Annotated in this window: 22 protein-coding genes; 12 read left to right on the top strand and 10 right to left on the bottom strand. The window is 55.1% G+C overall.

Annotated features, from left to right (window positions below; all coding sequences use genetic code 11):
- The first annotated feature begins 109 nt into the window (after positions 1 to 109).
- Positions 110 to 697 carry a CBS domain-containing protein gene (locus tag AB9F29_RS17950; RefSeq protein WP_369756652.1) on the top strand — a complete coding sequence of 196 codons (588 nt, stop codon included), beginning with the start codon at positions 110 to 112 and terminating at the stop codon, positions 695 to 697.
- Between the two features lie 149 nt (positions 698 to 846).
- Here AB9F29_RS17950 and AB9F29_RS17945 read toward each other — a convergent pair whose 3' ends face one another.
- Complete coding sequence (locus AB9F29_RS17945) at positions 847 to 2,460, bottom strand: DUF1254 domain-containing protein (RefSeq protein ID WP_369756651.1); 1,614 nt, start codon at positions 2,458 to 2,460, stop codon at positions 847 to 849.
- A gap of 157 nt (positions 2,461 to 2,617) precedes the next feature.
- Positions 2,618 to 3,547, bottom strand: coding sequence for a MurR/RpiR family transcriptional regulator (locus AB9F29_RS17940; RefSeq protein ID WP_369756650.1), 930 nt, complete (start codon positions 3,545 to 3,547; stop codon positions 2,618 to 2,620).
- A gap of 188 nt (positions 3,548 to 3,735) precedes the next feature.
- Here AB9F29_RS17940 and AB9F29_RS17935 point away from each other — a divergent pair, with 188 nt between their 5' ends.
- From AB9F29_RS17935 to AB9F29_RS17910, 6 genes are all read left to right on the top strand, one after another.
- Positions 3,736 to 4,257, top strand: a complete 522-nt coding sequence (locus tag AB9F29_RS17935) for a TRAP transporter small permease (protein WP_369756649.1) — start codon at positions 3,736 to 3,738, stop codon at positions 4,255 to 4,257.
- Complete coding sequence (locus tag AB9F29_RS17930; protein WP_369756648.1) at positions 4,254 to 5,537, top strand: TRAP transporter large permease; 1,284 nt, start codon at positions 4,254 to 4,256, stop codon at positions 5,535 to 5,537. The genes AB9F29_RS17935 and AB9F29_RS17930 overlap by 4 nt, the downstream gene beginning before the upstream one ends.
- A 37-nt stretch (positions 5,538 to 5,574) precedes the next feature.
- Positions 5,575 to 6,615, top strand: a complete 1,041-nt coding sequence (locus tag AB9F29_RS17925; protein WP_369756647.1) for a DctP family TRAP transporter solute-binding subunit — start codon at positions 5,575 to 5,577, stop codon at positions 6,613 to 6,615.
- 89 nt (positions 6,616 to 6,704) lie between these two features.
- A complete protein-coding gene (locus AB9F29_RS17920; RefSeq protein ID WP_369756646.1) occupies positions 6,705 to 8,171 on the top strand; it encodes a M81 family metallopeptidase in 1,467 nt (488 codons plus the stop codon).
- Positions 8,171 to 9,223 (top strand): D-TA family PLP-dependent enzyme, encoded by a 1,053-nt coding sequence (locus AB9F29_RS17915; RefSeq protein WP_369756645.1) that lies wholly within the window; start codon positions 8,171 to 8,173, stop codon positions 9,221 to 9,223. The genes AB9F29_RS17920 and AB9F29_RS17915 overlap by 1 nt, the downstream gene beginning before the upstream one ends.
- Before the next feature lie 51 nt (positions 9,224 to 9,274).
- A complete protein-coding gene (locus tag AB9F29_RS17910; RefSeq protein WP_369756644.1) occupies positions 9,275 to 9,679 on the top strand; it encodes a RidA family protein in 405 nt (134 codons plus the stop codon).
- 131 nt (positions 9,680 to 9,810) lie between these two features.
- Here AB9F29_RS17910 and AB9F29_RS17905 read toward each other — a convergent pair whose 3' ends face one another.
- Genes AB9F29_RS17905 through AB9F29_RS17895 form a run of 3 tightly spaced genes read right to left on the bottom strand, consistent with a single transcriptional unit; the run spans position 9,811 to position 13,029 of the window.
- Positions 9,811 to 11,277 carry an NAD(P)H-dependent flavin oxidoreductase gene (locus AB9F29_RS17905; RefSeq protein WP_369756643.1) on the bottom strand — a complete coding sequence of 489 codons (1,467 nt, stop codon included), beginning with the start codon at positions 11,275 to 11,277 and terminating at the stop codon, positions 9,811 to 9,813.
- Positions 11,278 to 11,333: 56 nt separating this feature from the next.
- Entirely contained in the window at positions 11,334 to 12,068 is a 735-nt protein-coding gene (locus AB9F29_RS17900; RefSeq protein WP_369756642.1) for a 5-formyltetrahydrofolate cyclo-ligase, read from the bottom strand.
- A 37-nt stretch (positions 12,069 to 12,105) separates the two neighbouring features.
- On the bottom strand, positions 12,106 to 13,029 hold the full coding sequence (locus tag AB9F29_RS17895) for a LysR substrate-binding domain-containing protein (protein ID WP_369756641.1): 924 nt from the start codon (positions 13,027 to 13,029) through the stop codon (positions 12,106 to 12,108).
- A 164-nt stretch (positions 13,030 to 13,193) separates the two neighbouring features.
- Between AB9F29_RS17895 and xdhA the strand changes: the two genes are divergently transcribed.
- From xdhA to guaD, 5 genes are all read left to right on the top strand, one after another.
- On the top strand, positions 13,194 to 14,657 hold the full coding sequence (gene xdhA, locus AB9F29_RS17890) for a xanthine dehydrogenase small subunit (RefSeq protein ID WP_369756640.1): 1,464 nt from the start codon (positions 13,194 to 13,196) through the stop codon (positions 14,655 to 14,657).
- 14 nt (positions 14,658 to 14,671) lie between these two features.
- The gene (gene xdhB, locus AB9F29_RS17885) at positions 14,672 to 16,990 is read left to right on the top strand and encodes a xanthine dehydrogenase molybdopterin binding subunit (protein WP_369756639.1); all 2,319 of its coding nucleotides are present in this window, start codon (positions 14,672 to 14,674) and stop codon (positions 16,988 to 16,990) included.
- Positions 16,991 to 16,993: 3 nt separating this feature from the next.
- The gene (gene xdhC, locus AB9F29_RS17880; protein ID WP_369756638.1) at positions 16,994 to 17,944 is read left to right on the top strand and encodes a xanthine dehydrogenase accessory protein XdhC; all 951 of its coding nucleotides are present in this window, start codon (positions 16,994 to 16,996) and stop codon (positions 17,942 to 17,944) included.
- Positions 17,919 to 19,502 (top strand): xanthine/uracil/vitamin C permease, encoded by a 1,584-nt coding sequence (locus AB9F29_RS17875; RefSeq protein ID WP_369756637.1) that lies wholly within the window; start codon positions 17,919 to 17,921, stop codon positions 19,500 to 19,502. Before xdhC ends, AB9F29_RS17875 begins: the two co-directional genes overlap by 26 nt.
- Before the next feature lie 62 nt (positions 19,503 to 19,564).
- Entirely contained in the window at positions 19,565 to 20,869 is a 1,305-nt protein-coding gene (gene guaD / locus AB9F29_RS17870) for a guanine deaminase (protein WP_369756636.1), read from the top strand.
- 3 nt (positions 20,870 to 20,872) lie between these two features.
- Here guaD and AB9F29_RS17865 read toward each other — a convergent pair whose 3' ends face one another.
- The 5 genes from AB9F29_RS17865 to bhcA form a co-directional block, all read right to left on the bottom strand.
- Positions 20,873 to 21,853, bottom strand: coding sequence for a type I glyceraldehyde-3-phosphate dehydrogenase (locus AB9F29_RS17865; RefSeq protein ID WP_369756635.1), 981 nt, complete (start codon positions 21,851 to 21,853; stop codon positions 20,873 to 20,875).
- Positions 21,854 to 21,896: 43 nt separating this feature from the next.
- Complete coding sequence (bhcD, locus tag AB9F29_RS17860) at positions 21,897 to 22,865, bottom strand: iminosuccinate reductase BhcD (protein WP_369756634.1); 969 nt, start codon at positions 22,863 to 22,865, stop codon at positions 21,897 to 21,899.
- A gap of 64 nt (positions 22,866 to 22,929) precedes the next feature.
- Positions 22,930 to 24,093 (bottom strand): 3-hydroxy-D-aspartate aldolase BhcC, encoded by a 1,164-nt coding sequence (gene bhcC / locus AB9F29_RS17855; protein WP_369756633.1) that lies wholly within the window; start codon positions 24,091 to 24,093, stop codon positions 22,930 to 22,932.
- Between the two features lie 13 nt (positions 24,094 to 24,106).
- Positions 24,107 to 25,069: a beta-hydroxyaspartate dehydratase BhcB gene (gene bhcB / locus AB9F29_RS17850; RefSeq protein ID WP_369756632.1), complete on the bottom strand. Its 963-nt coding sequence runs from the start codon at positions 25,067 to 25,069 to the stop codon at positions 24,107 to 24,109.
- Positions 25,069 to 26,259 carry an L-aspartate--glyoxylate aminotransferase BhcA gene (gene bhcA / locus AB9F29_RS17845; protein ID WP_369756631.1) on the bottom strand — a complete coding sequence of 397 codons (1,191 nt, stop codon included), beginning with the start codon at positions 26,257 to 26,259 and terminating at the stop codon, positions 25,069 to 25,071. The genes bhcB and bhcA overlap by 1 nt, the downstream gene beginning before the upstream one ends.
- Between the last annotated feature and the right edge of the window lie 165 nt (positions 26,260 to 26,424).

Raw genomic sequence — 26,424 nt, 5'->3', positions numbered from 1 at the left:
TTCTGCATATTGACGTTGAGGTAATTGCGATGCGGTCCCCAACAGTCCTTTGGCCCAGCCATGGTCCGCCATTGTCGGGAATACCTTCGCGGTCGCAATGAACGCAACGATGAATCCCGATGCCATTGCGGACCTCGGATTTTGGTTCGCGCTGACACCGGTGCCGCTTGGCACCGGTGTGCTAGTGTTGATCGCCATTGTATACGCCCGATTGACGGGCAGGCGGTATCCGTTTCGCCATTTTGATGACCTGAACAGCCATGGCACACAGGACCGAGACCCCGTAGATCGCTACAGCCAATCGTTTAACTTGGGCACCGAAGATTTGGCACGCTTAATCGGAGCGGCGGAACTGCAAGCCGCAACCCATAAAACGGGTGTAGCCACGGCATCCGACATCATGTCAAAGGACATGGTTACGGTGACGCCGGACACGGACTTCGCTAGCCTGTTTAGACACCACCGGTTCACCTCTTTGCCGATTGTTGGGGAAGGAAATCGCTTCTTTGGTATTATTTTCCAAATTCATTTGATTGATCGGGCGCGCGACGATGCGCTGCGTCTTCAGCGTGGCATTCACCCTGCCATGATGCGGCTTGTTGACGCGGCCTGTACGCGCGAAGGACATTATGAGCGTCGCAGGGCAACGTTGATGCCGTGCCTGTGTTGTCTCGTGGGTGTATTGTGGGCTTTGTGACCCGAACCGATCTCATAAGCGCTCTCGCTCGGACCAGTTTGCAACAATAAGGGAAGTCGTAGTTGCCGCCTGAAAACGCCAGCAAGTGACACTGGCCCTACCTCCTAAATGAGGTGGGCCAGTGCCAGTTTTCATAAAATTAGGTGACCTTATTTAACCAATTCGATTTCGCTAACCTGCCATGATTTGTCGAAGAAGGACGGCAAGGGGCTGTAGAGGCGGAGGAGGGTGAACCAACCTTTTTTGGGGTCAGTTTGAATCCAGTTCCCACGTTCAACGCCTTCGGGTTGTTCAGGCGAGAAATAGACCGTTGTTGACCCGTCCTCGGAAGCCACAGAGGCTGGTGAGGGGTAGCTTTGCGAACCCGCACGTGGATATTTTTGTGGTGTTTGCAGCATTGAGCGGGTTTGGTTGTCGTAAAGTGTGAAGGACCAGAACGCCGCGGCGGGGATGTCTTTTGGCAGGGTGACTTTGTACGTTTTTGCGCCGTCAAACTGCTCGCCTTTGGCGTCAAGGAAGCCCATCAAATACTGTGAACCCACTTCGGGGATACGCATGATCATGCCGGGGCTGTCGAGCGTATAGGCGTAGTAGAACGCCGAGCGTGAATCCAAGGTTCTCGCACCAGTCGCAGGGTAGGGCACAAACATGCCGTCTTTAAAGGCTGGTGGAGGAGTCTCAAAGAAAGCGCCGCCTTCAAACAACATATTTCCCCACATTGAGTCCTCGTAATAGGCCCAGTCTGGGTGTTGCATGCCAAAGCGCCAGTTCAGCGACCGTCCAGCGGCCTGACCAACGGCGGCGGCATCCGTAAGGATTTTCTTCATCCGCTCGTCTGGTGCGAATTCTTTGCCGTGGACGATACCGATCGCGGCAAGTTGTCCAGCGAGTTCAACGTTATAGCTCGTTGCAGGCTCGTTTTGGACGTTCTCGTTGATCAGCTCAAAAAAGCCGTAATCACTTGGGGGGATCGTGTTAAGCGATACGCCTGTAAGCTCGTGGAACTTCATTTCGGGAACTTTTGCATTACCGCCAAGGCGCACTTTACCTTCAAGAGCCTCAGCAATACTGGTGCCAAATCCACCCGCAGCATAGGGGTAAATTTTAAGGTTATCCTTGACGTTTTGTGCGGCAGGTTTGGGATCGCCGTTCACCAAAAAGGCGCGACCAGCATAAAGAACTTTATTGGTTTTGGATTCAGCGACAAAATAGCCACCCTCGGGCAGGGGGCCGTCATACTCGGGTCCGACGAGCAAATACTTGCCGCCTTCGCCGCGGTCGGGACCAGGCTTGCCAATATCAATGATCCAAGAAAACCACATATCGTTGATGGTTCCGAGCCCGTCTGTGGGCTGTTCGAGAACCATTGGTCCTTTTGAGAGATCGATGACCGACAGATAATACAAGGTGTCGGCATTCGCGGTCAAAAACAGCGAGGCCGAGTCCATGAGACCAGAGAAAATACTGACCTCATTGTCGGCAACACCAGCGTCCTCGAAGCCCTTGGCGATGGCCAAAGCGGACGCACCTCGGAAACTGTTATTATAGACGTTGAGCCCGTTGGTGAAGTCCATCGTGTCATAGACGTCTCGTGCCGTTTTTGCAGTTGGCACGCCGTCTTTGAACTCCAATGTTCCAATGCGGGTCTCAATGCTCTCGGGCGCGGAAAGGGAGTTGAGGGTGTCTTGGCTAACGTCCGCCCAACTGGTTCCCGGCAAGAGTGCCAGCAGAATGGCACCCGTAGTAATGGCTGCTTTTTTCATACTATATATCCTCAGCTAATTATTAGGATCAAAATTCCAAATTATAGTGGAAAAGTACTTCGAGAACGAAGATGTGGCAAGCGACCGATTGGGAGAGCGCGACATTTTGCTGCACAGATTCCTCCATATAATTGCAGAATGCGCAGGCAGGGGCACCCTAATCCCCCAGCGGTTGCGGCCCCGTTCTTCCATGATATGCGGTCAACGAAGCCCTTATGCGCCTGAGGTTTTCAGTTGTTTCACTCGCCATATCTTGAGCGACCGACATGGCGAGGGCGTCGATGATAATTAGATGGGCATAGCGTGAGGCTGTCGGTTTATAAATGTCGCCATCTTCGGGAAGGTCGGCGTGGATTGCGATGTTTGTTGCATTGGATAGGCGCGTGTCCGGTTTCGTAATGCAAATAGTCGTCGCCCCATAACCGCTAGCAATTTCAGCGGCCCCAACAATGGCGTCCGCCTCGCCACTGGCGGAGATCAGAAACAAAACATCCCCCGGACCCAGAGTGGCGGCGCGCATTTGCAACACATAACTGTCGCTGACGAAAAAGGACGGAATGCCAAGGCGAAAAAACCGGTTCGCCGCTTCTTGAGCAACGGTTGAGGATCCCCCGCCAATCCCTGCGAATAAGATATGGCGCGTTTTAAGCAGGGCGTTTTTTGCCAGTTCAAGCGCCTGAAAATCGATCTGCTCGCGCATCGCGTTGGCGGTGGTAAAAAGCCCGCCAAGCACCTGATCTATGGCCGAATGGCTCGCCAGAGTGTCGGGTTCGGCGTACAAGTATTGCGCACTGACGGCGAGATTTTGCGCCAACCGCAGTTTAAAATCACGAAAGCCATCACACCCCAAACTGCGACAAAACCGGATCACGGTGGGTTTACTGACGCCGCAATCCTTGGCCAGATCGCCGATGGTCATAGAGCTAATCGCCTTGAGGTTTTCCTTGACATAATCCGCGACTTTTTGCTCCTGAGCCGCGAGACTGCCGTCGCGGCGATGCAGCGCCGAAATCACGTCCGTGATACCAAAGCGGCCCTTTTGGGGCGGCAGATCTTGGAGTTCAGGTGTGGTTGAAGCCTTGGGCACGGGTATTTTCCTAACGTCACTATTGCGTACCTTAGTTACACCCCGTCAGGAATATTGGCAACAAATTACATGATAATGGGTGTTTGCGGTGGATTTATGTACCTTAGTAACGAATAACTCTTGATTTTACCCCCGACGGCAGTGCAGAATGAAACTCGGTTACAGAATCGACATTGGGGAGGGTGTTCATGCGAAACTGGTCTGCAAATACAAGCGCACGCATAAATGTGACAGTGGAGGCGATCGTTGCCGCCCTAATGTTGGCGTTGGTTTTGGATGTCTGGCTGGGTGTGGTGGATCGCTATTATTTCCATTGGCAATTGCCTTGGCCAGAAGTTCTGGCGCGCTATCTGATGATCTGGGCCGCGATGTTGGCGGTGTCCTCTGGCATTGCACGGCGGGATCACATTGGCCTGACCGCGTTTATCATGATTTTGCCGCATCGCGTGCGGCGGGCAGTTTTGATCGCCGTTGACGTCCTTGCGCTCGCCCTTTTTCTTTACGTCACATGGTACGGCATCGGATTTGCCCTCAGCGGTGCCCCGCGCCAAGCTATGATTTTTGGCGCGAGCCTTGCGCCCTTCTACGCGGCCATTCCTGTCGCGGCGGGATTGTCTTCGCTCCAAATTGTCCTCGCCCTTCTGCGGGATATGGGCGGCCATATTGATGAACCACCTTTCAACGATCACCTTGAGGAGGACCTCGTATGATTGTCGCTTTCGCCTTCGTGGCCCTTATTCTCTTTGGCATGCCAATCGGTTTCGCCATCGGACTGGCGGGGGTCATCGGCTTGATTGATATGGGTGGCACCCAGTTTTTGCCCATTGGTCCCAGCAAGATTTTCAACGGGCTGAACAATTTTCCGTTTCTGGCGATGCCGTTCTTTATTCTCGCTGGCGAAATCATGAATGATATCGGCATCACCAGTCGCCTTGTGAAACTGGCGCAGGTGCTGGTTGGGCGGTTCCGTGGAGGATTGGCGCATACCAATATGCTGGCCTCGGTGTTTTTCGCTGGATTGACCGGATCGGCCACCGCAGATGCCGCCGCATTTGGTCGCACATTGGTTCCTGCGATGGTGAAGGAAGGCTACAAACGCGACTATGCTTGTGCGGTCACGGCGGCGGGGTCCATCATCGGGCCGACCATTCCGCCCTCGGGTTTGATGGTTGTCTACGGATCGTTGATGGGCGTTTCGATTGCGGGATTATTCGCAGCGGGGGTTCTTCCGGGCCTTGTTATTTGTGTGGTGTGCATGGGCGTGATCGCCATTGGCGGCAAACGCGAGAACCTGCCCAAAGCCAGCCGTGGCGCGACGCCGCGCGAAATTTGGGACACGTTTGTCTCGTCGCTCACAGCGCTTGCCATGCCCGTAATTATCCTCGGCGGTATTTTGGGCGGCATCGTAACACCAACCGAAGCCGCCTCAATCGCTGTGGCCTATGCGGTGTTTATCGGGGTGTTCGTTTTCCGCACGCTCACCATCAAGGGTTTCTATTCCATGCTGGTACGCACAGCGCGCATCACTGGAGTCATTTTCGTCATCATCGCCTTCGCTGGAATCCTCGGCTGGTGGATGAGTTTTGAACGCATACCCCAGTTGATTGCCGAAACAGTATTGGGGCTATCCGACAACCGCTACGCCGTCATCGCCATCATCATCTGTCTCCTTTTGGTCGTCGGCATGGTGATGGATATCACCGCAATCCTCATCATTTTGGCTCCCGTTTTGGTGCCATTGACCGAACAGGTCGGGCTAGAGCCGATCCACGCAGGTATCATTTTCATCTTGGCGCTGAATATATCGCTGATGACACCGCCAGTTGGGGCCTGCCTCTTTGTCCTGTCTTCGGTGACAGGGGAAAAAATCGAACGTATTTCCATCAAACTATTCCCGTTTCTTATAGCGGAAATCGCCATACTCTTTGCTTTTGCCTTCTGGGAAGACGCGGCCCTTTGGTTGCCCCGAATGCTCGGTTTTGCTCAATAATCCAACCCTTCAATCCCAACTCAATAGGAGAAGATCAATGAAATCCATTCTGACAAGTGCGGCCATTGTTTCAACCATTTTCGCGAATAGCGCTTTCGCTGATGGAGGCACCATCCGCTTTGGCCATGACAATAAAACCGACCCGTTTGAAAACCCCGCGCATGCCTGCACGGCAGTGTTCTCGAACCTCGTAACTTCAGGCACCAACGGCAGCGTTAATGTCGAAGTTTTCGGCTCTAACCAACTGGGATCCGCCGCAGAACACGTTCAACAAGTGCGCGACGGGATCATTCAGGCGACCCTCACATCAACGGGGGCCCTTGCCAGTTACTACCCTCGCATCGACGTTCTGAACCTGCCGTTTGCCTTCAATGGCAACGCCTCCACATACGCCGTTTTCGACGGTGAATTCGGCGACGAGCTGGCGGCGGACATCGAGGCGGAACTGGGAGATGTTGTTGTTCTGGGCTTCCCAGATACGGGTGGATTTTTCGCTGTTACAAACTCCAAACACCCGATTGCCGAATTGGCGGATTTCGACGGAATTCGCATCCGTACAATGACCCTGCCGTCGCACCAAAAGATCATGCAATCGCTCGGAGCCGAGGCCTATCCACTGGCGTGGGGCGAAGTGTATTCCGGCCTACAAACCGGTGTTATCGACGGCCAGATGAATCCCGTTCCGATCATTTCCTTTGCGAACTTTGCCGAAGTACAAGCCTATATGACGCTGACCAACCACCTGTTTTCGCCCTATACGATGATGATCAATCGCGCCTTCTTTGAGGGGCTGTCCGACAGCGAGCGCGCGACAATCCGTACGGCGGCAGAGAACTGTGTCACGGCAAGTCGCGGCCTGTCTCGCATCATCGAAGCTTCGGATCGCGGGCTTGCAGGGTTGATGGACTCCATCGAAGTAACCGCGCTTACTGCCGATCAACGCGCGGCCATGTCCGCCGCCGCTCAGCCCGCGTTTGAAGCGCACGTCGCCGAGAATATGGATGCCCGTGCTGGTGAATTGCTCGGCATGTTCAAGGCTTCCGTCGCTGAGGCCAATGCCTCGACCTATCTGGATTAATCCTTCCCGTCCGCCGAGACATCTTGGCGGATTTCCAAGGCGGGGGGCCATCCCGTGGCCCCTTGCTCCTTTAACAAACAGGAAAATGTATGCGGATTTTTTGTGCCTCACTCGCGACCGAGACGAACACGTTTTCGCCTCTCCGTACTGACTTTTCTGATTTCGAACAAAGTTTTTACGCGGCCCCCGGGGAACATCCGCAAACGCCAACGCTTTGCAGCGCGGTGTTTCCGGCCTTGCGGGAAAAAGCGAAAACCGAGGCCTTTACCCTAATCGAGGGCACGGCAACTTGGGCGGAGCCAGGTGGGTTGCTTAACGCGGATACGTGGCGGCGTCTGCGGGACGAAGTTTTGGATCAAGTCCGCGCGGCCATGCCGCTTGACGGTGTGGTGTTGGGGCTACACGGCGCGATGATCGCCGAAGGGTGTACCGATTGCGAGGGCCACTTGATCGAAGGAGTTCGCAACATTATCGGCGATAAAGCGATTATTGGCGTGAGTTTCGATCCGCACAGCCATCTCAGCCCAAAACGCGTGGACAATGCAAACATCATCACCGTTTTCAAAGAATTCCCCCACACCGATTTTGTCGAAGCGGGCAAGAATTGTGTCGACCTGACGCTGCGGGCTGTTCGCGGCGAGATTAAGCCCGTTCTCTCGGTTTTTGACGTGCGAATGATCGATATTTTGCCAACCAGCCGCGATCCAATGCGGGGATTTGTGGATCGGATGATTGCGCTTGAGGACACAAATGAGGTGCTGTCTGTATCCGCAATCCACGGTTTCATGGCCGGAGATTCCCCCGATCTTGGCGCTAAAATCATTGTCGTAACCGATAACGATCCCTCCAAAGGCGACAGGATTGCCCGCACATTGGGGGAGGAGCTTTTTTCCTTTCGTGGCCAAACCAAGCCAGAATTCCTGACCGCAAAGGCCGCGTTGAAAAAGGCCGCCTCCGCGCCAAACGGCCCCGTGGTGGTGGCCGATGTATGGGATAATCCCGGTGGTGGTGTTGCGGGCGATTCCACCTTGATGTTGCAAGAAGCCATCGCATTGGGCATGCCATCGGTTGCCTTTGGCACCATTTGGGATCCGATGGCCGTGCGGCTTTGCCACGCGGCAGGGGAGGGCGCCACGCTGGAGTTGCGTTTCGGCGGCAAAACCTCGGCCCATGCCGGAGATCCGATTGATGCCCGCGTCACCGTGCTCAAAAACCAATGCAACGCCGTGCAGAGCTTTGGCAAATCGGTTGTCCCGCTTGGGGACTGCTCGGTCATCCGCATGGGGGGCATTGAGGTGGTGCTTAATTCAAATCGCAGTCAGGCCTTTTCGCCAGACCTGTTCACCAATCTGGGCATCGACATCACGGCCAAGAAGGTGCTGGTTGTGAAATCGACGAACCATTTCCACGGTGCTTTTGCCAATGTGGCAGCAAATATTATCTATGCCGCAATCGAGGGACCCTACCCGAACGACCCGACGGTGACACCTTACAGGCATCTGACGCGCGCGATTTGGCCCATCGTCGAAAACCCGCACGAAAAGGAGTCCGTTTGATGTTTTCGGAAATGGATACTCCCGCTGTCTTGGTTGATCTTGATATAGCCGAGGCAAATATCGCTCGGTTTCAGGAGCATTGTGATGCGCACGGGTTGAAACTGCGGCCCCATATCAAAACCCACAAATTGCCGATGCTCGCCAAACGGCAGATCGAGGCGGGGGCCGTTGGTATCACCTGTCAAAAGATCAGCGAGGCAGAGGCGATGATTTCGGAAGGCGGCATCGACGATGTGCTGATAACCTACAACATCGTTGGCTCTCAAAAACTGTCGCGTTTGCGCGCGCTCGCCCAGAAAGTACGGCTGAGTGTAGTGGCCGATAACACCACCACGATCTCCGGATTGTCCGCAACTTTTGCGCAGGCCGCCACTCCGCTTTGCGTGCTTGTTGAATGTGACACGGGAGGGAAGCGCTGTGGCGTGACAACGCCGCTGGCGGCGGCCAAACTGGCGACCGAAATCAACGAAATGGCAGGGATTAAGTTTGGTGGATTGATGACCTATCCGCCAGTCGGACAGGAAGCGGCGGTACAGGCTTGGCTGAGCGAGGCCAAGGCGCTCATTGAAGCAAAAGGCATCGCCGTTCCGGTCATTTCGAACGGTGGATCGCCTGGGATGTGGCAGGCGCATGACGTGCCCATGGCCACCGAATATCGCATCGGAACCTATGTCTACAACGACCGCTCGCTGCAGGAACGCGGCGTTTGCACGTGGGATGATTGCGCCCTCAGCGTGCTGGTCACGGTCATTTCTGTCCCAACAAATGATCGTGCGGTGTTTGACGCTGGCACCAAGGTTTTGACGTCGGATTTGCTCGGGTTGGATGGTCACGGCCATGTCCTTGGGTGTCCTGACATCAAGGTGGCGGGCCTGTCCGAAGAGCACGGAATCCTCACCGCCGAGGTGATCAATCTAAAGGTTGGCGATCGTCTCAGGATCATCCCCAATCATGTTTGCGTGGTGAGCAACATGGTGGACGAGGTGCAACTGATCCGTGGCGACACTGCCCTTGGGGCGCACCCTGTGGTGGCGCGCGGCAAGGTTTGCTGATCCGAGAAAACCGATTCAAATCTACATTGAAAACCCAAAGGAGCCTCAATCATGAGCAACACTAAAATCGAACGACTTGGCGATGATCGCACGGGCGCGGGTGGTCAGGCCTTGCCATTTGCACCTGCCGTTAGAGCTGGTGATTTCGTCTTTATTTCCGGCCAAGTCGCGATGAAAGAAAATGGCGAGATCGAAGCGGGCGGCATCGAAAGCCAAACCCGCAAGACGATGGAAAACTTGATTGCCGCCTTGGCGCTCGCGGATTGTACGCTAGACGATATCGCCAAGGTTGGCGTATGGTTAGATGATCCGCGCGATTTTTGGACCTTTAATCGTGTCTACGCCAGCTATTTCCCTAACGGTGGCCCCGCACGGTCAACCGTACGCTCGCAGATCATGGTGGATGCCAAAGTTGAGATTGATGCGGTTGTCTATAAACCGCTCGACAAAAGCTGAGAGCACACCCCAATCCTGAAAAGAGACCTGCCGGAAATTTTGGTAACACCTTTAGCAGTAGGTCCCTTTCGCCGTCGTACAAGAAACCACGGCGGGGTGTTGATCGCCGCGCCGAGTGTTTTCAACTGGCTTTAGTCACCCGTCGTTAAACGCTCAATAAGTTGCTTTGCTGAGGGTATGAAAATACCGCCGTCTTCCCCATGATAGAACGGGTCTTCACCCGCTTTAAATGAATTGTGGCCAGAAAAAATGAGAGAATGGTCCAGATCGTTTCCCGCAATAGCTTTTTGCAACCCTTTGCGGATACAATGAACGCGCGGATCGGGTAATTTGCCCGTTGAATATTTTTTATCGGCGTCCTCACACCATGTACTAAGTTTGCAACTGGAAATGCACCCAACACACTCGGCGCGATGAGATTTGATCTCCTTCGACTTTTCCTTGGACACAAAAATCAGTGTGTCATCAGGTGTACGCATGGGAATTGTAAACCCATCAGCAATCCAAGCATCAACCTTCTCTATGTCCTCCGGAGAAACACCATAGTTATTGGCGGGCACACCGGGGCCTTGGATGGGTTCGTTCGGGAGGTTAGACCCTTTTTGGGCAAAAGGGACCTGCCGATTTGAACGCTCATATAATTCGCGCATCATGCCATTATTGTATGCCGATGAATAGAAACCGGTGGGGCTAAATTTGTTGAGGACTACATCCTCCTCCTTCATATCGAATAGAAGATTTTTCCACTCATCGCTTATAGGGCATTCTTTGGTCAACAGATCGCGCGTGCCGATCTGGAACGCGATTGGGCCGATTTCTGAATTCTCCAACCAGTCTTGCCAATCGCGCAAATGCCAAACGCCTCCAGCCATAACGATAGCAATATCCTGCATACCGTTTTCGTTCATGATTTTGCGCAAGGCTTTGACGCGTTCAAATGGGGCTTGCGGTTCGTCGGGGTTTTCCCGACTGGTGATGCCATTGTGGCCACCAGCCAGCCAAGGATCTTCATAGACCACGGCCCCGATGACCTTGGTATACCTGCCGGCCCAGTTTCTAAACGTACGGTTCAACAGGACCTTGAGGGCCACAACGCTTGAAATAATCGGATCAAGATAGACACCTTCGTCGGCACAAATCTGGGCGTCTTCCTCCGAGGCGAGGCCCGCCCCCATAGTAACGGCGTGAATCTTATTTCCACCACTGGGCAGACGCGTTGCCGTCAGGACCTCGCGCATAACCCGCGCTGAACCACCCGCCATTTTGAGAAAATTAATGCGGATACGCCCCAAGCCGTTACAGGCTGCATGGGCGATCTCGGCCTGTATTTGACAGCCCTTTACAGACATGGAGAGCATTTCTTCAAAGCGCCCATGGCGCGTCTTGGCGTCGTAAGTATAAGGCACTTCGCGGCCACTTTTATCATAGCCAATCGCCGCCCCGATGGCGGCAATTGTACCCGCAGCATTTTCCGCCGCCCAAGCTCCCGCACTTACACCGTTTGTCGCGCCAACCCCCTTACCCCCCTGAATAAACGGACGTATCCACGCACCATCTATGAAAACGGGACGGCTGAGTTTTTCAGTGAGCGACACCATTAGAATGCTAACTCCGGTTTTGAATTGGTTCTGTGAGTTTGGTTTGTATAGGGCTTTCACACGTGCTTGGAATTGACCTCAGTCAAGGAACCGAGCGGTAGCAAGACCTTTTGTGATCTTCCAATCAGTCCTGTTTTAGGTCGCGAGGGCCGGTTTCGGTCACAATGGCCTGCATGGCTATGTCGTGTGGCTGGGGAAAAATTGTTGCAATTTCCGAGATGTTGAGTCCGACCCCAATTGCCAAAGGGCGTGGTGTAATCGCCGCCATAGCCAAGCCGGTACCCGTTGCGATCCCAGCCAACAACGGGAGACAGGGTGATGTCGGGAAGGATATCGGGCCCTTCGGCGGGCACTGGTATATTCCAGATTCCACGCTCCATCCGCGTGTCCGGCGTCCATTCGCGAAAAATCAGCGGGGCGGCTTTGGTCTCGACCAGTGGCAGCGCGGCTCTTGCCCCGCGCGCGGCAAGGCCAGCAAGCCAGAAACGCAGGTCAATCTCTGCCTTGATCGGCCACCATGCCGAGATCGTGAGCCCGTTGATACCTATCGAGCGTTGAGCCAGCAAGCTATCGAGGTGTTCGGCAATCGAAATCGCGGCGGCTTTGCGGGTGTCGACCGATAGTGCCGCTCGTTCCGCAAGCAATCGGGCTCGTTCGGCCTTGCGCCACCGCGCCACATCCTGCGCCTGTTGCGGAGTGACGCCAAGGGGATCGAAATAAGCAGGGTCGATTTCGTGGGCGAGACAAGGGGGGGAAGCATATCCATCGGCGGGTTTTTCATCGTGCGGCACTGGCTTCTCCTTTGGGTCGAGTTGTAGAGGCCTATTTCTAGGGTCGCGATGATAGTGGAGGCGCAAAACTCGTGTGGCAATGTTGAATGATGTAATCGACAAAAGACCGCACCTTCGGGTCCTGCAATTTTCGGTGCGGATACAGACAGCCAAAAATTGTTGAAACTGGGGGGGTGTCAGGCAAGACTTCGACCAACGCCCCGCTGCGCAAATGTTCCGCGACATCAAAACGCGGTTTGTTGACGATCCCACGACAGTCTAGCGCCCAATCCGTCAGCACATCGCCATCATCGGCGTCATATTTGCCCGCGACTTCAAGCTTTCGCGGTCCGTCGATTGTTTGCAGCACCCAGTAATATTCGGGCGAGCGAGGATAGCGCAAAAGGAGGCAATTATGCTGGCCGCCCATGAGGTCATCAGGCGTGGTGGGGGAGCCGTTTCGTTCCAAATATTGCGGAGCAGCACAGAGAATGCGCTCACAATCCGCGATCTTGCGCAGTTTAAGATTTGAGTCGCGCGGCGTGCCGATGAAAAACGCCAGATCCAAACCATCAGCCAGAATATCAACCTTGCGGTCCGACAAGCGCATCTGCACTTCGGTTCCTGGAAATTCCTCGACAAAACGCGGAACAAGGGGGGCAACGACCCGTCGACCTGCGCCCAGAGGGGCCGTAATACGAATGACGCCACGCGGGGTTTCCGAGAAGGTCGCGATGGTTGCTTCGGCATCGTCGATCGACGCGAGCACCTTCTTGGCCTCCTTGTAAAACACGGTTCCAACCCCCGTTGGGGTCAGGGAACGCGTGGTGCGATTGAACAGACGCACCCCGAGATGTTTTTCCAATTCCTTGATTCGCTTGCTTGCGACGGCGGGCGTGAGGCGCAAATCCCGCCCACCAGACGTAATACTTCCCAGCTCTATAACGCGGGCAAAAACGCGCAGGCTTTCAACGTAGGACATCGGGCCTCCTAACCCTCTGACCGCAAAGGAATACGCGGTCGAGTGAGTATTTCATTTTCAACGATCTGTTGAAAGTATTTTCTAAATGCAGCTATTTTCGATAGCAGTCAAGCGCCCTAAGCTGATCACGATAGCAAGTAATCCGACCAACCAAAGGGGCCGAGATGCAACATCGCGACACCATCCGCTTTATTCTGAATGACCAAGACGTAGCCTTGAAAGACGTGGCCGCCAGCCAAACGCTGTTAGATTTCCTGCGGCTGGATCAACGATTGACGGGCACCAAAGAAGGCTGTGCCGAGGGCGATTGCGGGGCCTGTACGGTGCTGGTCGGACGATTGCAAAACGGTGCGCTAAAATATGAGGCGATCAACGCCTGCATCCGTTTTCTCGCGTCGTTGGACGGCTGCCACGTTGTCACAATCGAGTCCCTCTCTGGCCCGAACGGCACGCTTCACCCCGTCCAGCAAGCGATGGTGGAGCATCACGGCAGTCAATGTGGGTTCTGCACACCGGGGTTTGTTATGTCGCTATATGCGCTCTGGATGGAAATTCCCCAGCCGACCGAACGCCAGATTGAAACGGCCGTTCAGGGCAATCTATGTCGCTGCACAGGCTACGAACCGATCATCAAAGCGGCCCACGCCGTTAGCCAATATGGCACGCCATCCGCTGACTACCTGAATACGGAACGCGCTGCCGTGACGAAACGGATTGTCGCCTTGCGCGATGGCAAACGGGTGGTCACGGGGCCCTCGGATAACCAAGCGATCCTGCCTGCGGATGTCGATGATCTGGCCGCCGTGCTGGAGCAATATCCGAGTGCCACAATTATCGCGGGCGCCACCGATGTCGGCCTTTGGGTCACCAAATTTCTGCGCCCTATTGGGCCTGCGGTTTTTGTGGGCCATTTGGAGGACCTCAAAGCGATCACACTCACGGACGACGCTTTCGAAATGGGCGCAGGGGTCACCTATTCCGAATGCCAAGATGTTTTGGCCGAAGTCTTTCCGCATCTTGTGGAATACTGGGACCGCATCGCGGGTTGGCAGGTTCGCAACATGGGCACCATCGGCGGCAATATTGCGAACGGGTCACCGATTGGCGATACACCTCCCGTGCTGATTGCCCTCAACGCGGAAGTCACATTGCGGCGGGGCAGGGTCACACGCACGCTGCCGTTGCAGGACTTCTTTATCGACTATGGCAAGCAGGATCGCGAGGCGGGTGATTTCGTGCAAAGCGTCCGTGTGCCACGCCCAAAAGCCGGCCAGACTGATGCGGCTTATAAAATCTCAAAGCGGCGAGACGAAGATATTTCTTCCGTGGCTGTGGGGATCAGCGTTGATGTGAGCGACGGGATTATCACCGACTGTCGGATCGCCTTTGGCGGCATGGCGGCGACGCCAAAACGCGGAGCGCATACAGAGGCCGCCTTGCGTGGGAAGCCATGGGATGCGGCGGCGTTCGAGGCAGCTGCAGAGGCTCTGTCGCAAGATTTCGCGCCCCTCACGGATTGGCGCGCCTCCAAAGAATACCGCATGATTTCGGCGCGCAACTTACTGCGCCGCTTCTTCCTTGAAAACGACGCGGCGACGACGACGCCCGTTCAACTGGTAACGGCGTAGGAAAGGGTATCGAAATGAAAGACAACGTAAGCATCTCAGGCGCTATCCACACCAATCGTAAACATGACAGCGCCATCAAACACGTCACGGGACGGGCTGAATATTGCGACGATATCCCCGAACCCGCGGGCACCTTGCATGCCTATCTCGGCGTTTCCGACGTGGCCCACGCCAAGATCAAAGGCATGGATTTGTCCCGCGTTAGAGCCTCTTTTGGTGTCATCGGTGTGCTAACCGCCGATGACATTCCTGGGGTGAATGACATCAGCCCGACGGGGCAAAATGACGAACCGGTTTTTCCGACAGAAAAGATTGAATTTCACGGCCAACCCTTGTTTGCCGTTGTCGCCGAAACGCGCGATGCGGCGCGGCGCGCGGCGGAATTGGCGGTGATGGACTATGAGGTTTTGCCCCATGCATTAGACCCTATTGCGGCGCAAAACGCCGGTTACCCGCATATTACAGCGCCGCTCAAACTGGTACGGGGCGAGATTGCCCCCGCATTTGAAAACGCTGCAAACCGGATCAAGGGGCAAATTACGGTCGGCGGCCAAGATCACATGTATCTAGAGGGCCATATTGCCTTCGCCATTCCGGGTGAAGACGACGATCTGGTTGTGCATTGCTCAACCCAGCACCCAAGTGAAGCCCAACATATGGTGGCCCATGTCATGGGCATTCCCTCGAATGCGGTGACGGTGAATGTGCGTCGTATGGGCGGCGGGTTTGGCGGCAAAGAAAGCCAGATGAACCTGTTCTGTGTGGTTGCTGCGCTTGCGGCGAAAAAATGGAACCGCGCGGTTAAAATTCGCCCTGACCGCGATCAAGATATGACAGCGACGGGCAAGCGCCACGACTTCGTCATTGATTACGACGTGGCCTTTGACGATGACGGGCGGATTCAGGCCGTCGACGGAATTTTCGCGGCGCGTTGCGGGTACTCCTCGGACCTGTCTGGTCCCGTGACGGATCGCGCGCTTTTCCATGCGGATAACGCCTATTTTTACCCAAATGTGCGGCTCGTCAGTCGCCCGATGAAAACCAATACAGTGTCTAATACGGCCTTTCGTGGATTTGGCGGACCACAGGGTGTTGTCGCGGCGGAACGGATGATCGAAGAGATCGCTTATGCGACCGACCAAGACCCGTTGGATGTGCGCAAAGTTAATTTCTACGGCGGCAAGGGGCGCAACTTGACGCCCTATCATCAAGAAGTAAACGACAGTATTTTGGAACGTTTGATCGGGGAGTTGGAGGACACATCCGAGTATCGCGCGCGTCGCAAAGCGATCCTTGCGCATAATGCCGCGTCACCGATCATCAAGAAGGGGATTGCCCTGACTCCGGTTAAGTTCGGCATCTCCTTCACGGCAACGTGGTACAACCAAGCGGGCGCGTTGATCCACATTTATAATGACGGGTCTATCCATCTTAATCATGGTGGCACCGAGATGGGGCAGGGGTTGAATACCAAGGTTTCCCAGATCGTCGCCGACGCGTTTCAGGTGGATTTCGAACGGATCAAAATTACCAAAACCACAACGGAAAAAGTTCCGAACACCTCTGCTACTGCGGCGTCTTCGGGAACAGATTTGAATGGGATGGCGGCGCTCAATGCCGCCGAGCAGATCAAGGAACGGTTGATTGATTTTGCAGCGTCCAACTGGAACGTCCCCAAAGAGCAGGTCACATTCCACCCGAATGAAGTTCATATCGGTGGCGAATGTATGTCCTTTAACGCGTTCATCAAACACGCCTATCTGGCGCGGGTTCAACTTTCTGCGGCGGGGTTTTACAAAACCCCAGATATCCATTGGGATCGCGCTGCGGGCAAGGGGCGTCCATTTTACTACTATGCTTATGGTGCGGCGTGTTCCGAGGTTTCGGTGGATACGCTCACAGGCGAATACCGTGTTGAACGCACCGATATTTTGCATGATGTGGGCCGCTCGTTGAACCCTATCTTGGATAAGGGCCAAGTCGAAGGCGCGTTTATTCAGGGCATGGGATGGCTCACCACTGAGGAGCTTTGGTGGGACGATGCGGGGCGATTACGTACGCATGCGCCGTCCACGTATAAAATCCCGCTGGCCTCAGATCGTCCGCGTATCTTTAACGTAAGCCTCGCCGATTGGTCCGAGAATCGGGAGCTGACGATCAAGCGCTCTAAAGCCGTGGGCGAGCCGCCGTTCATGCTGGGGATTTCGGTGCTGGAGGCCTTGTCGATGGCCGTCGCAAGCGTCGCGGATTATCGTGAATGCCCGCGCTTAAACACGCCCGCCACGCCGGAATGTGTGTTGATGGCCGTCGAGCGGCTGCGGGCCGAGGCGTAAAAAATGGGCGCCCTCAATCACCCACTCTGTGACTTCTTTGCGCAAAACGAAGCGGTTATTCAGCTTGAACTCACGGACGTGCGGGGATCATCGCCGCGCAACGTGGGTACGGTGATGTATGTCGCGGGCGAAGCGCTTTGGGGTACGATTGGTGGCGGTCAGTTGGAATTCATGGTGATTAAACGCGCCCGCGAGATGTTGGCAAAAAGCATCCTTGCGGATCATTTGGATATCCCATTGGGGCCAGAGATCGGGCAATGCTGTGGAGGGCGGGTCAAGATTTCCCTCGCCCGCATGAGTTGGCGGGACAAAGAAAATGCGTGCATTGGCGCGCAACTTACAGAGGCGAAACTGCCCCATGTTTATGTCATGGGCGCGGGGCATGTTGGACGTGCTCTCGCCAATCAATTTCAACATCTGCCGGTACAGTGTGTCTTAGTTGATACGCGGGCCGAGGAGTTGGCCCAATGTACGGCCAATGTGGAAACGCGCCTGAGTGCGATCCCTGAATTTGATATTCAGTCCGCACCTGCGGGCAGTGCGTTTATTGTTTTAACCCATGACCATGGGCTTGATTTTTTGCTGACATCCGAAGCGCTTGAGCGCGGCGATGCGGCCTATATTGGCATGATCGGTTCCGCCACCAAACGCGCGAAATTTGCGCGTTGGTGCCGGAACATGTGTGACGGCCTGACGACCCAAGATTTGAATTGTCCCATTGGGGCGAGCGGTAGCCGCGATAAGCGGCCCAGCGTGATTGCGGCCTTTGTGGCCGCGGAAGTCATTGCTGAATTGACCTCTGAACCTGCCGTGGGTGCCTTGAACAAGGGCTTTAGCTTGCCGGAGGGCAAGCGAATAACAGGACGAAAAGTCGGGGGCTTTGCAAAGCCAAACCAACGCACGCGTCCATCAGGAGGAGGAACCTATAATGACCGACCGGAGCTACACTTATAAGCTGTTCTCAAGGAACGACTTTAGCGCTTTCTGGGCGCTTTTCACCGATAACTTGATCAATTTGATCGTGCTGGCAGGGGTCTGCCAGTTCGTCTTTAACATGCCCACCGAGATCGTTTTCGGGCGTATTTTACCGGGTGCCGCCGTGGCGATTATGGCGGGCATCGCCGTCTATACGTGGCTGGCAAAACGCACCGCCGAGAAAGAAGGCCGTGACGTGACCGCGATGCCCTACGGTATTTCAACGCCCGTGATGTTCGTCTACCTGTTTGGGGTCATTGGCCCGATTTACTGGTCCACCCAAGACGCAATGCTCGCGTGGCAAGTTGGCATTGGCGCAGGTTTTATCGGCGGGATTGTGGCCGCAATGGGCGCCCTCGTTGGCCCTGTGCTCAAGAAAGTAACACCGCGCGCGGGGATGCTCGGAACTCTTTGCGGCATCGCGCTGGTGTTCATTGGCACCGTACCGCTGGCCACCGTGTTTGAGGATCCGATCGTAGGATTTGCATCGATGATTATTATCCTTTGGGGGTTGGTCGGGCGTTTTAGGCTGCCATTCAACATTCCGGCGGGTTTGCTGGCACTGATCGTCGGGACGGTCGTGGCGTTGATGATCGGCAAGGCGTCGATCAGTTTTGAGGGCGTGGGATTCTATCCACCGCTGCCGTATTTTGGCGATCTGATTGTAGGAATCCAGCATCTCTTTGCCAATCCAGAACTGTTCTTGGTCCTGATACCCGTCCAGATTTACAACTTTATCGAAACCATGAACAACGTGGAAAGCGCCGAGGCGGCGGGCGATCATTACCCCGTCGCAACCTGTCAGGTGACCGATGGCGTTGGCACCATGATCGGTGCGCTCTTTGGATCGCCCTTCCCGACAACCGCCTATATCGGCCACCCAGCTTACAAACGGATGGGTGCAAATTCCGGCTATATCATCGGGGTTGGACTGGTCATTCCCTTCGCCGCGTTCTTTGGTTTGCTGGCGTTTCTCAATAATCTGATCCCCGTGGCGGCGGCCGCGCCGGTTCTGGTGTTTGTGGCGCTGAGCCTGATTACCAATACCGCAGCCTCGGTTAAACCCGCGCATATGGCGGCGGTGACCATTGCCATGATGCCACATGTTTCCGGCTTCTTGATGGTGAAATGGGGATCTATGATGGGAGCGCTTGGCGCGATTGGTGTCGAAGGATTGCCACGTCTTGGCGACCCTGCTCTTACCGCCGCACTCCTGCAACAAGGGGCGCATTTTGAAGGGCATTTGGCGCTCAGCCAAGGAGCCATTCTAACGGGCCTTATTTGGGGGGCGATTGTTGCAAGCGTCATTGATGGCAATTTCCGCAATGCTGGCGGTTTTGCTTTGGCAGCGTTCGGAATGTCGCTGGTTGGGATCATTCATGCGGCGAGCCTGCATATGCCAGACTTCAACGCTGTTAGCATGGGCTATTTGATCGCGGCCGTGTTCTTGTATGTTTACCCGATTTTCCACAAGGAAGACGCGTTGCAAAACGAGAACTTGCCGATGGATGAGCCCCAAGCGACTCCTGGCGAATAAACCATAAACAGGGCAGGGGGCGGGCTTACCTGACCCCTGCCAAACTTTCAAAGGCACAATATATGACCACGAAACACCTGCTCTTGCGCGGACGCATTCTGACCTTCACCGCCGAGCCTTCGGCCCCCGAAGACACCGACGCCTATACCTATATCGAGGATGGTGCGTTGCTGATTGCCGACGGCATGATCACGGCCTCTGGCCCCTATGATGTGGTCTCCGCACAGGCGAGTGGCGCAAAGGTTGTCGATCATCGGCCCAATATTCTGATGGCGGGTTTTATCGACACCCATATCCATTTCCCACAAGTACAGGTGATTGCCTCATGGGGTGCGCAATTGCTCGACTGGCTGAATACCTACACCTTCCCCGAGGAAACTCGTTTTGCCGATCCAAGCCATAGCACCCAAATGGCGGGGCGTTTCTACGATCAACTGATTGACCACGGCACCACAACCGCGGTGGCCTATTGCTCGGTCCACAAAACCTCGGCGGATGCGTTTTTTACCGAGGCGGAACGGCGCAATATGCGGATGATCGGCGGCAAAGTGATGATGGATCGCAACGCCCCTGATGGTCTGCGCGATACGCCCCAAAGCAGCTTTGACGATACCAAAGCGTTGATTGATCAATGGCATGGCAAAGGCCGCGCCCATTATGCGATCACGCCGCGTTTTGCCATTACTTCGACGCCAGAGCAACTTGAAATGGCGGGAGCGTTGGTCGCTGAAAACAGCGATTGCTATGTGCAAACCCACCTATCCGAGAACCACGACGAAATCGCTTATACCGCCAAATTGTACCCCGACGCGCGTGATTATCTTGATGTGTATCAGTCCCATGGTTTGCTAAGTCCGAAGATGCTTTTGGGCCACTCCATCCACCTAAATCCACGCGAGATTGATGCGCTGGTCGAGACGGGGGCGCATCCTGTTTTCTGTCCGACGTCGAACCTTTTCCTGGGCAGTGGATTGTTTGATGATGCGGGATTACGCGCGCGCGGTATTACCAATGCGATTGCCACCGATGTTGGCGCGGGAACAAGTTATTCGATGCTGCAAACCTTGAACGAGGGATACAAGGTTTTGCAGTTGCAAAATCAATCCCTGCACCCGTTGCGGGCCTTCCATTGGATCACGCGGGGCAATGCTGTGGCGTTGGGTCTTGAGGATAAAATTGGCACGTTGGATGTTGGAACCGAGGCCGATATCGTTGTTTTAAATCCGAAAGCAACCAAGGCCATGGCCCTTCGTTCAGAGCGCGCAACGGACCTGTTTCAAGAGTTGTTTGTATTGCAGATGATGGGCGATGATCGCGCAATCGCCCAGACCTATGTGGCGGGCGTCGCTTTGAAAAACGACGCGTGATCGCTACCTTTCAGCGAGTAGCGCCGCCATTTCGATCATGCGCGCCGAGAAGCCCCATTCGTTATCGTACCAGCCAAAGATACGGACCTGTGGGCCACTAACGATTGTTTCCGGAAGCGCGAGGATCAGAGATTCAGGTCGCGCGCGCAGATCTCGGGAAACGCAAGCATCCTCGGTCACGCCAATGACTGGGGATTGCGCTGCCAAGGACCGCAGAAATTCAACCACCGACGTGTCACTTGGAGCGTCTATTTGCAAAACCGCATCAATCGCAGAGACACTGAGGCACGGAACCCTCACGGCGGAGACGCTGATGCGCGGTCCTATCTCGGGCAAAATCCTTGCAAGTTCCTGCGCCGCACTTGTTGTGGTCGGCACCATAGACTCGCCCCCCGCACGACTGCGGGCAAGATCACCGCGCGGCGCGTCAACCATGGGTTGGCTGCCCGTAATACAATGGATTGTGGTCACATGCGCGCGCTCAATTCCCAAGCCTGCATCGAGCATACGAAAAAGCGGCGCAATGGCGTTTGTGGTGCAGGAGGAGTTCGACACGATTTGTGCCTTGCCGATGGTGTCTTCGTTTGCGCCCATAACGGCCGTTACATCGGCATGTTCCGACGGGCCCGCAATCAACACGGCCCTCGCACCCGCCTTGAGGCCGCGTTCCGCAATGTGGCGCGCGGAGACTTTGCCGGTACATTCCAATACAACGTCGACGCCGGTTAAGTCGAGGAGCGACAGGTCGGCCTCCCGCGTGGCGGGAATGGACAGGCCATTGACCACCAACCCCTTATCGGTTGTCTCCAATTTGGCGGGCAGAGGGCCAAAGGTACTGTCATATTTAAACAGGTAGGCGCATGTTTCTAGGGGCGCGATGTCATTGATGCCAACGACTTCGATGTCCTCATGCTGGGGATCGGTCAAAATCTGGCGCAAGACCGTGCGGCCTATACGCCCAAAACCGTTGATAACGATCCGCATGCCGTCCCCCTAAAAATTACGCGCAAGTTGTAGCGCCGAGAGACTAGAAATCGACGTCGATTGCAACGCCTTTCTTAACAGCGAGTGCAACGACACTTGCGGCAACTGCCAAGTCCTGCAAGCCAACTCCTGTGCCGTCAAACAGGGTTATTTCGTCAGCAGATACGCGTCCGGGATGGGTGCCGTTGATCACTGCGCCAATTTGGTTCACGTCGCTTTCCTTGATCAACCCTTCGGCGACGGCGTGTTGTGCTTCGCCGATGCTGATGGATTGCGCGACCTCATCGGTGAAAACCGTAGCGTGTGCGAGGAGAGAGGATTCAACTTCTTGCTTGCCTTTGGTATCGGTGCCCATACAGGCAATATGCGTGCCCGCGGACACATGTTTTGCCAAGAGGGATGGCGCAAAAGCAGAGGTAATTGAGATTATAACATCGGCGTCATGGCCTAATTGATCAAGCTCTACGGCCTCAAATGGGAGGCCCGCTTCATTGGCGACTTTCTCAAGGTTGGGCAGCATTTCAGGGTGGTAATTCCAGCCGATCACTTTCTCAAATTCCCGCTGCTCAAGTGCTGCGCGGAGTTGGAACGTTGCCTGATGCCCCGCGCCGATCATGCCGATTACTTTGGAATCCTTGCGCGCCAGATGTTTGATCGACACCGAAGAGGCCGCGGCGGTGCGCAAAGCGGTTAGCAGATTACCACCGACCATCGCCGTGACGCGCCCCGTGTCAGGATCGAACAAGAAAACCGTGGATTGGTGGTTGATCAACTGGTGTTTGTCCAGATTGTGCGGCCAGTAGCCACCCGCCTTGAGGCCAAGCGTCATGCCCGCCTTATCAAATCCGCCTTTGAAACCATAGAGCGCGTCTTCATGGCCAATCGCCTCGCGCACGACTGGAAAGTTATACGCATCCTGCGCGGCCATGGCGGCAAAGACCCCTTCAACCGCGTTAAAGGCTGCTTCGCGCGTCATGAGGTCTGCGATCTCGCGTTCTGGGACAATAATCATAGGGGTACTTCCGAATAATGGGGGCCGGCAGGACCGACCCCAAGTTGCTCAAGGAGGGGTCGACCTAATAGGCCTTGCCGCGCGCCGAAACAGGCCAAACCGTTTCAACCTTGCCGTTGCGCACACCAACATACCAGTCGTGCACATTGCAGGTCGGATCACAGTGGCCAGGTACCAGTTTCAACTTGTCGTTAATCTTCAAGACGCCTTTGGGATCGGCAACAACGCCGTGCTCGTCTGAACACTTGAGGTATTCCACATCGTCACGGCCAAAGATTGTCGGTAAGCCGCTGTCCACGGATTGCGCTTTGAGGCCCGCGTCAACGATGGCCTTATCGGCCTTCGAGTGGCTCATCACGGTCGTTAGGATGAACAGCGCGTTCTCCCATTCGCCGTCGTCGATGCGCTTGCCATCTTGGTCAAGGATGCGACCGTAATCGGCATCCATGAACGCATAGGAACCACACTGAAGTTCGTTATATACGCCAGAGGCGCTTTCGAAATAGTACGAACCCGTACCGCCGCCACCGACGATATCGCATTCCAAACCTTGCGATTTGAGCGCCTGAACCGCATCCGCAACCTGCGAAATCGCCGCGTCCAATTTTACTTTGCGATCCGCATAGAAGTCCATGTGCTGCATCGCGCCCTGATAGGCTTGGATGCCCGCGAATTTTAGACCGGGCGCTGCATCAATTAGCTTTGCTATACGCACAACATCCTGCGACGTGCTCACGCCACAACGTCCCGCGCCACAGTCAATCTCGACCAAAGCTTCGAGTTGCGTGCCGTGACGGACAGCCGCCTCCGAGAGAGCTTTAACGTTCTCAGGATCGTCGACACAGACCAAAACCCGCGCCCCAAGTTTGGGCATCGCCGCCAAGCGGTCGATCTTGGCAGGTTCGGTAACTTGGTTGGAAACCATCACGTCTTTGATGCCACCACGGGCAAAAACTTCGGCTTCGGACACCTTCTGACAGCAAACCCCAATCGCCGCGCCCAGATCCTGCTGAAGCTTCAGCACATCCACGGATTTGTGCATTTTGCCGTGGGCGCGGTGACGCATGCCATGCGCCTTGGCATAGTCGCCCATCTTTTTGACATTACGTTCAAGCGCGTCCAAATCGAGGATAAGACACGGCGTCTGGATATCGGCCTCAATCATACCGGGCTTGGCAGGGATATCAAAGCCGACTTCGAAATCTTCTAGGTTCGTGTGCGAATTCATAGCTTTATTCCCTTTATTTGAGCCACGGCAAGAGGTCGAGATCGACATTGCCACCAGTGATGATGATGCCGACACGCTTGCCTGCGAACCGGTCTTTGTTCTTGAGAATGGTCGCGAGCGGCACGGCGCTGCTGGCTTCCATGATGATTTTCATCCGCTTCCATGTCAGTTTCATCGCGTCGATAATCTCGTCATCGCTCGCCGTTAAAATGTCGGTCACGTGGTTGGAAACGAAATGCCACGTCAGGTCTTTGAGCGGCACTTTCAAACCATCAGCAACCGTTTCCGGCGCGTCATCGGCAATGATGTGTCCCGCTTTGAAGCTGCGATAGGCGTCGTCCGCCTGTTCGGGTTCGGCGGCAATTACCTGTGTTTCTGGTGCGATATTGCTGAGCGTGAGGCAGGTGCCCGAGATCATGCCGCCGCCACCAATCGGCGCAACAACCATGTCCAAACCGTCGGTTTGCTCCATTAACTCGCGCGAACAGGTACCTTGACCCGCGATGACGCGGGGGTCGTTATAGGGATGCACGAAGTTGCCGCCCGTTCTGGCTTGAACCTGCGCAAAGACCTCTTCGCGGCTGCTGGTCGACGGTTCGCATTCGGTGATCGTACCGCCATACCCTATCACTGCGTCTTTTTTCGCTTGGGGTGCGGTGCGCGGCATGACCACGTTGCAAGCAATTCCGCGACGCCCCGCCGCATAGCTGAGGGAGAGCGCGTGATTGCCCGAACTGTGGGTGCAAACGCCGTTTTTGGCATCCGCGTCCGACAGACCAAAGACGGCATTGGACGCTCCGCGCACTTTGAACGCACCCGCCTTCTGGAAGTTTTCACATTTGAAAAACAACTGCGCGCCTGTGAGTTCGTTTAAAAAGGACGAGGTCAAAACAGGCGTGCGATGGATATACGGTTTGATCCGTTCATGTGCCGTCTTTACGTCATCGAAAGTGGGAATATACATTGTGTCCAACATCACGCCGCGATCCTTTGAGCCAACGCGGAGTTCGAGCGGTAATACTGCTGAGCCGCCGCAACGCCAGAACCCAATGTGATATCAAGGCCAAGGTCTGCCATGCACATCTCCGCAGTGGCAAGCCCACTCAGCGTCATCACGTCGGTGAGACTGCCGAGGTGACCGATGCGGAAAACCTTGCCCGCAACTTCACCAAGGCCAACCCCGAAGGCCACGTCGTATTTTTCCGCGGCAAGGGTCACGATATCAGTCGCATTAAACCCCTCTGGCGTGCGGATCGCACTGACGGTATCGGAATAAACATCGGGCGACACCGCACAGAGGTCCAGGCCCCAAGCACTCACCGCGGCACGCACACCTTCGGCGATACGATGATGGCGGGCAAAGACGTTTTCTAGGCCTTCACCAAGCAGCATTTCGAGCGACAATTTGAGGCCGTTCATCAACCCAACTGGCGGCGTGTAGGGAAAGGCGTTGGCGTTATAGCCGTTCTGCATGTCTTTGATATCAAAGAAAGTGCGCGGCAATCCGGCGTTTTTCGATGCTGCAATGGCTTTGTCAGAAAACCCAAGGATCGCAAGGCCCGCAGGCAACATGAACCCCTTCTGGCTTCCGGTCACGGCTACATCGACGCCCCATTCATCAAAGCGGAAATCCATCGACGCGATTGAGCTAACCCCATCCACGAACAACAACGCAGGGTGGCCCGCCGCGTCCAAGGCGCGGCGCACGGCGGCGATGTCGGATTTTACACCCGTTGCGGTCTCATTATGGGTGGCGAGCACAACTTTGATGTCGTGGCTTTTGTCGGCGCGCAGAATCTCTTCGTAGCGATCTGCGGGCAATCCTTCGCCCCACGGTGTTTCCACAATTTGAACGTCCAACCCGTGACGCTGGCACATGTCAATCCAACGATGAGAGAACATACCGTTACGGGCCGCCAGAACTTTGTCGCCTTTGCTCAAGGTGTTGGACAGAGCCGTTTCCCAACCGCCTGTTCCAGTGGAGGGAAAGATAAACACTTTCGCTGTGTCGGATTTCAAAACCTGTTGTACACCCTCAAGGCAGGGATGCAGGATTTTACCAAACGTCGGTGAGCGGTGGTCAATCGTTGGCATATAACAGGCCTGACGGAGGGCCTCTGGCATATTGGTGGGGCCTGGAATGAATACTGGGTTCTGGAAGCTCATGATCGTCTCCTAATTTGCTGTTGTGCCTAGTGTAGGTCGCAGGTTTCGTTGGCGATATATTTTTGAAAACGTTTTTTAAAAGCTGCTAAGTCCAGAAAAATGTTTGTTGTCATACTATTATATTTTTCATATGATGAATAAGTATTTCACAAATCGAGAGAGTGC

The sequence above is a fragment of the Falsihalocynthiibacter sp. S25ZX9 genome, from assembly GCF_041205405.1.
Classification (GTDB): domain Bacteria; phylum Pseudomonadota; class Alphaproteobacteria; order Rhodobacterales; family Rhodobacteraceae; genus Falsihalocynthiibacter; species Falsihalocynthiibacter arcticus.
Note: the sequence above shows the minus strand (reverse complement) of the source record. Positions and strands in the feature narration are given on the sequence as shown.